This window comes from Kitasatospora sp. NPDC127116 (genome assembly GCF_042677365.1).
In the GTDB taxonomy this organism is placed as follows: domain Bacteria; phylum Actinomycetota; class Actinomycetes; order Streptomycetales; family Streptomycetaceae; genus Kitasatospora; species Kitasatospora lactacystinica.
The window spans coordinates 1-2441 of the sequence record NZ_JBHXTL010000286.1 but is presented as its reverse complement, the minus strand read 5'-3'; the positions used below and the strand labels follow the sequence as shown (position 1 = coordinate 2441).

Genomic DNA, 2441 nt, shown 5'->3' with positions numbered 1-2441 from the left:
GCCCCCGCAGGACGTCCTGCGGGGGCCGCGGCCGTGGGAGCCCGGGCCGCTCAGGCCCGGACGGTCGCGCTCCAGGCGGCCTCGGCGGCGGCCAGCGCGGGCGCCGGGTCGGCGTCCGTCGCCCCGGCCAGGCCCGACAGGCAGGCGCGGACGGTGTCCAGCGCGGCCGCCCGCCCGTAGTGGTTGACCCGCAGCATCGAGCCGGCCAGGGCGCCGCCGCCCGGCTGGACGGGCAGGGCCGGGTCGAGGCGGGCGGCGAGGGCGGTCGCGTCGACGCCGTCCGGGGTGCGCAGGGTGGTGGCGACCGGGGCCGCGTGGGCGTCCTCGACGACGTACGGGGCCAGGGTGCCGAGCGCGCGGACGCCGGCCCGGGTGGCGGCCGAGGCGGCCCGGTGGCGGGCGATCACGGCCGGCAGGCCGTCGGCGGCGATCCGGTCCAGGCAGGCGCCGAGCGCGAGCATCTCCAGCTGGGCCGGGGCGTGCGGCAGCACCGCGCGGCCGGCGTCGGTCCAGCGCTCCTTCCAGTCGAGCAGCGAGAGGTAGGAGCGGCGCGGGGCGGCCGGGTTGGCGGCGATCCGCTCCCAGGCGCGCGCGGAGACGGAGACGGCGGAGACCCCGGCCGGGCCGCCCATCGCCTTCTGGCCGCCGATGACGCACAGGTCGACGCCCCACTCGTCGGTGAGCAGCGGCTCGGCGGCGACGGAGGCGACCGCGTCGAGCATCAGCAGCGCGCCGTGCTCGCGGACCACGGCACCGATCCCGGCGACCGGGTTGGTGTTGCCGGTGGCGGCCTCGGCGTGCACCAGGGAGACGAAGTCGATCCCCGGGTGGGCGTCGAGGGCCTCGGCCACCTGCTCGGCGCTCACCGCGCTGTCGAAGGGCACGGCCAGGTCGACGACCTTCGCCCCGCAGGAGCGCAGCCAGTTGCCGAAGGTCTGCCCGTACGGGCCGGTGACGATGTTGAGGGCGGTCGAGCCGGGGTGCGCGGCGCCGCGGATCGCGGCCTCCAGGGGCAGGAGCGCCTCGCCCTGGGTGACGATCACATCGGCCTCGGTGTGCAGCAGCGCGGCCACCCGGTCCTCGATCGCCGCGAACTCGGCGGCGCTGAGCGGGGGCAGGTCGAGGAAGGGACTCACGTCTTGATCGCCTTTCGCGGGGGTGGGGTGCGGAAACGAGTCTGCCGCATCATGACTGCTTACACGGAACCCGCCCGTCGGTAGAGTGCGGCCATGAGCGATGGCGCGGTGCTGCACGTGCGGGGTCGGGTGCTGGTCGGTCCGCAGGACGTCCGGGACGAACTCTGGGTGGTGGACGGCCGGGTGAGCTTCACCCGCCCGCCGACCGCCGGGGACGTGCGGACGGTGGACGGCTGGGTGCTGCCTGGCCTGGTGGACGCGCACTGCCACGTCGGCCTGGACGCGCACGGCGCGGTGGACGCCGCGACCAGCGAGAAGCAGGCGCTCACCGACCGGGACGCCGGCACCCTGCTGATCCGCGACGCCGGCTCGGCCGCCGACACCCGGTGGATCGACGAGCGCGAGGACCTGCCCCGGATCATCCGGGCCGGGCGGCACATCGCCCGCACCCGCCGCTACATCCGCAACTACGCGCACGAGATCGAACCCGGCGACCTGGCCGCCTACGTGCGGGCCGAGGCCCGGCGCGGGGACGGCTGGGTGAAGCTGGTCGGCGACTGGATCGACCGCGAGCGCGGCGACCTCGCCGCCTGCTGGCCCGGCGACGCGCTGGCCGAGGCGATCGCGGCGGCGCACGAGGAGGGTGCCCGGGTCACCGCGCACTGCTTCTCCGCCGAGTCGCTGCCGGACCTGCTGGCGGCCGGGATCGACTGCGTCGAGCACGCCACCGGGCTGACCGAGGAGCTGATCCCGGCCTTCGCCGAGCGCGGGGTGGCGATCGTGCCGACGCTGGTCAACATCGCCACCTTCCCGGACCTCGCGGCCGGCGGCGAGGCCAAGTTCCCGGCCTGGTCGGCGCACATGCGGCGGCTGCACGAGCGCCGGTACGACACCGTGGGCGCCGCGCACGACGCCGGCATCCCGGTGTTCGTCGGGACGGACGCGGGCGGCTCGCTGGCGCACGGGCTGGTCGCGGACGAGGTGGCGGAGCTGGTGAAGGCGGGGCTGAGCCCGGCGCAGGCGCTGTCGGCGGCGAGCTGGGGAGCGCGCGAGTGGCTGGGGCGGCCGGGGCTGGAGGAGGGCGCGCCGGCGGACTTCGTGGTGTACGCGCAGGATCCGCGGGCGGACGTCCGGGTGCTCGCGGACCCGCGGCTGGTGGTGCTGCGGGGGCGGCCGGTCGGGTAGGCCCGCGGTGTCCTCGGCCGGGCCGAGGGCCCCCCCCCCCGGACCCCCCCACCCCGCACACAACCCACAAAAAAACCAACAAGGCCACGTGGCGGAGTGCCCCGGGGAATAAAAAAAAAA

2 protein-coding genes are annotated in these 2441 nt (G+C 76.5%); one reads left to right on the top strand and one right to left on the bottom strand.

Annotated features, from left to right (window positions below; translation table 11 throughout):
* Positions 1 to 50 precede the first annotated feature (50 nt).
* On the bottom strand, positions 51 to 1136 hold the full coding sequence (locus tag ACFVHV_RS43680; protein ID WP_380359450.1) for a pyridoxal-phosphate-dependent aminotransferase family protein: 1086 nt from the start codon (positions 1134 to 1136) through the stop codon (positions 51 to 53).
* A gap of 93 nt (positions 1137 to 1229) precedes the next feature.
* Between ACFVHV_RS43680 and ACFVHV_RS43675 the strand changes: the two genes are divergently transcribed.
* Positions 1230 to 2321, top strand: coding sequence for an amidohydrolase family protein (locus ACFVHV_RS43675; protein WP_380359447.1), 1092 nt, complete (start codon positions 1230 to 1232; stop codon positions 2319 to 2321).
* Positions 2322 to 2441: the final 120 nt, after the last annotated feature.

Excerpts from the sequence above, each read along its gene's own strand:
- ACFVHV_RS43675 (WP_380359447.1), top strand. The coding sequence starts at position 1,230 with ATGAGCGATGGCGCGGTGCTGCACGTGCGGGGTCGGGTGCTGGTCGGT.